4 protein-coding genes are annotated in these 2,931 nt (G+C 56.0%); all 4 read left to right on the forward strand.

What is annotated here, in order from left to right:
- Positions 1 to 114: 114 nt before the first annotated feature.
- The 4 genes from crcB to ACW7G3_RS14125 all read left to right on the forward strand — a co-directional run bounded on the left by crcB (position 115) and on the right by ACW7G3_RS14125 (position 2,821).
- Entirely contained in the window at positions 115 to 492 is a 378-nt protein-coding gene (gene crcB, locus ACW7G3_RS14110; RefSeq protein WP_456983543.1) for a fluoride efflux transporter CrcB, read from the forward strand.
- 113 nt (positions 493 to 605) lie between these two features.
- Positions 606 to 1,298, forward strand: coding sequence for a hypothetical protein (locus tag ACW7G3_RS14115; protein WP_456983544.1), 693 nt, complete (start codon positions 606 to 608; stop codon positions 1,296 to 1,298).
- 73 nt (positions 1,299 to 1,371) lie between these two features.
- Positions 1,372 to 1,704 carry a hypothetical protein gene (locus tag ACW7G3_RS14120; RefSeq protein WP_456983546.1) on the forward strand — a complete coding sequence of 111 codons (333 nt, stop codon included), beginning with the start codon at positions 1,372 to 1,374 and terminating at the stop codon, positions 1,702 to 1,704.
- 529 nt (positions 1,705 to 2,233) lie between these two features.
- Entirely contained in the window at positions 2,234 to 2,821 is a 588-nt protein-coding gene (locus ACW7G3_RS14125; protein ID WP_456983547.1) for a hypothetical protein, read from the forward strand.
- Positions 2,822 to 2,931 lie beyond the last annotated feature (110 nt).

A 2,931-nucleotide genomic window follows, 5' to 3' on the forward strand; every position in this document is an offset into this window, starting at 1 on the left:
TCGCCAGTGCAGTTTGAGGCGGCCGCGTGATACAACGTCAGTGTCAACAAAAACGGATGAAGTCCCAGCCGCTTCGCGGCTCGGCTTAACTTAGGTGTTAGGCCTCAAAAACATATGAGCGCGTACTTGTGGGTAGGACTCGGCGGCTTCCTCGGTTCGGTGGCCCGTTACGCTCTGGCCGTCGCACTGGGTGCTGCCCCGACGGATCGGTTTCCGTGGGCCACCTTCGCTGTCAATTGTTTGGGCTGTCTGCTGATCGGCGTGCTCGTAGGCGCTTCTGCCAAGGCATCCGTCTCGGAGCCGGTTCGCCTGTTCTTGGTCACCGGTTTTCTGGGTGGCTTCACAACCTTTTCGGCGTTCGGGCTGGAGTCGCTCATCCTCTTGCGGCGCGGGGAAACGAGCCTTGCCCTGCTGTACATTCTTGGTAGCGTCCTCGTGGGCATTACTGCGGTCTGGCTAGGGCTTCGTTTCGCCGGTGGAGCAGAGGCCTAACAATGCGTTCAAGCCGAAGCCGCTTCGTTCCGCAAAGCACATGGCAGATACAGCTTGCCATGTGCTTCGCTCCACTACGCGTCTCGGCTTAACTTAGGCGTTAGGGCGCAGCCATGCATTTGTACCGGCTTGTGAGAACAGCTCAACCCGAGGCCAGCTTTCTTGCGGCAGCGTCTTCTGTCGCGCTGCTTGTAAAGATCTTCTTCCTCAACCGTATGCCCGGAGCATTCCCCGGTGCACAGGAAGCGGGAGTGCTCGTCGAAGCCATTCTCTGCTCGGTTGTCGCAAGCTATGTGTTCTATTTGCTCGTCGTGCACTTGAAAGATCGAAAAGAAAAAGCAATTCTCTACCCATTCATTAGCAAGCACGCATCCCGGATTGTCGGTGAGTGCGCGGGGCAGTTGGTTGAAATATCTAAAAGATCTAATGTGCCAGTCGCGCTGGATAACCTGCCCAACTTGAACGACGCACTCTCAAAGATCCCACCGTACTCCGATGCACCTCTGATCATCAATCGAACGCTCCAGTACGCAAACTGGTTTCAGTACTTTGATTTTCACAATGGCCGAACCAAGGAAAGCATTCGGCGGCTCCTTAATCAGCTTCCATACTTGGAAGCTGAGCTAGTGAGCCTGATAAGTGCAATTGACGACTGCGCGCACTTCTGGGTTGTGACAACGAGCTTGAACCACCCCTCAAGCAATCCCAACCTCGAAGTCTGGGCAGATCCCTTCTTAAATTATTGCCAGCTTTGTCACGAGTTGGAGACGTATCTCAATAAGTGGGTTAGCGAGAATGCGCCCTAACAAATCATTCAAGCCGATGCCGCTTCGCGGCACGGCTTAATTCTGGTGTTAGGCCGCTGTGGACCCTTCAAGAATGCTGACAGTTGAAGATATCCGAGAGGGCATGGCTGCGGCGACGAAGTGGCGCCACTTCTGGATTTGGCATGGAGTCAAACTGGCCACGTTTATGGTCGCCTGCGGCTTGGTGCCGATCTGCATTGGCTACCTTCAAGGCGCACTGGTTTCACCTTGGGCGTTCATGCTTCCTGTTCTTCTTGCGGCTATCGTCGCGCCCACCCCAACTCGTGAAGTACTTCACTTCTCCCGAATGGTTGCAGAGTTCAAGAGCGTGGAGCGCAGGGCCTCGGCTGGAGAGTTGGTGCAAGCTTCTGATGTGCCATCACTTGGGCGGCGCGCAGCGGCCTAACAATTCATTCAAGCCGATGCCGCTTCGCGGCACGGCTTAATTCTGGTGTTAGGCCTTGTTTCCCGCACTGTTGTTGCCGGGTTCCAGGCAATCTGTAGCGCCTCGCTTATCCGCAGCGTTTGCACCTCGCACGCGCGGTGCAGGCATCGGCAGTCAGGCCTGCAGCAGCTCGGCTTCGGACAGGCGCGACTCTCCGCAAGATTTGACCGGCCGAGTCGGCTTCGGACAGGGCGCAGTGAGAGTTCTTGGCCGCGCGAGTCGAGTGTTCTGGCTTTGGCCCCGGCAGATGGCAGCCTCAGGCCGCTCGGCCAGACTTGTTGTACTGTTCGGCTCAGGGGTTGGGCTGTTGCAAGGTCGGGCGCAAGCTCGGTGTGCGGCGGCCTAACAAGTCGTTCAAGCCGAAGCCGCTTCGTTACGCAAACCACATGGCAGATACAGCTTGCCATGTGGTTCGCTCCACTACGCGTCTCGGCTTAACTCTGGCGTTAGGTGTGCTATGAGACAACTACTAGTAACTGCAATTTTCTCTATGGCCTTCTCGGTTCATGCTGCGGAGTCTCTTGGCGAAAAATGTTCTTATGACCAAGAGGAGCTTCTGTCCCTTGATGAGGCGGCATTTGACCAAGATCTACCAAGTGGCGGATGGCGTCAGGTCGGGAGCATTCCGGGGTGCGAAGCCGCGGCAGCAGAGCTGATAGCCGCTTATCGGGCTAGACACCCAGATTCATCATCTACGGTGGCTTGGCATCAAGGTCAGATGCTGGCATCTGCCGGAATGAATGAACAAGCTATTCCGGCTCTTGAGATTGCGAAGAAGGATCCAGCGCGGGACATTGCGGGCTGGAATCACTATGTTGACGCTACTATCGCATTCTTGTCAGGTGAAAAAGAGAGGCTGGAATGGGCTCGGGATCAATTGGCGGCAGTCCCCTACGATGCTGCATCTGGCATGCCGCCGCTTGTGGATGGATACATTGAGTTTCCGACCCAGCCCGATCAGCCGCCTATAAGGATGCGCTGGCCACCAAACCTTGATGTAGTAGAAGGGTTGGTCAAATGCTTCGGCAAGTCCTACAGCGAGGCATATGGTGCGTCTTGTCGTGCCGGTGGTGCATGAGGCGCGCACCTAACAATTTGTTCAAGCCGAAGCGGAACCTCATCCGCTTTAGTTGACACCCTCACCTAACGAGAGGTGTCACATGGCCAAGCCCGGCCTTCGGAAGATTT

It is taken from the genome of Luteimonas sp. A478 (assembly GCF_054052025.1).

What these genes read in the sequence shown, in the direction of transcription:
- crcB (WP_456983543.1), top strand. Translation starts at nt 115, where the DNA reads ATGAGCGCGTACTTGTGGGTAGGACTCGGCGGCTTCCTCGGTTCGGTG.
- ACW7G3_RS14115 (WP_456983544.1), top strand. Translation starts at nt 606, where the DNA reads ATGCATTTGTACCGGCTTGTGAGAACAGCTCAACCCGAGGCCAGCTTT.
- ACW7G3_RS14120 (WP_456983546.1), top strand. Translation starts at nt 1,372, where the DNA reads ATGCTGACAGTTGAAGATATCCGAGAGGGCATGGCTGCGGCGACGAAG.
- ACW7G3_RS14125 (WP_456983547.1), top strand. Translation starts at nt 2,234, where the DNA reads ATGGCCTTCTCGGTTCATGCTGCGGAGTCTCTTGGCGAAAAATGTTCT.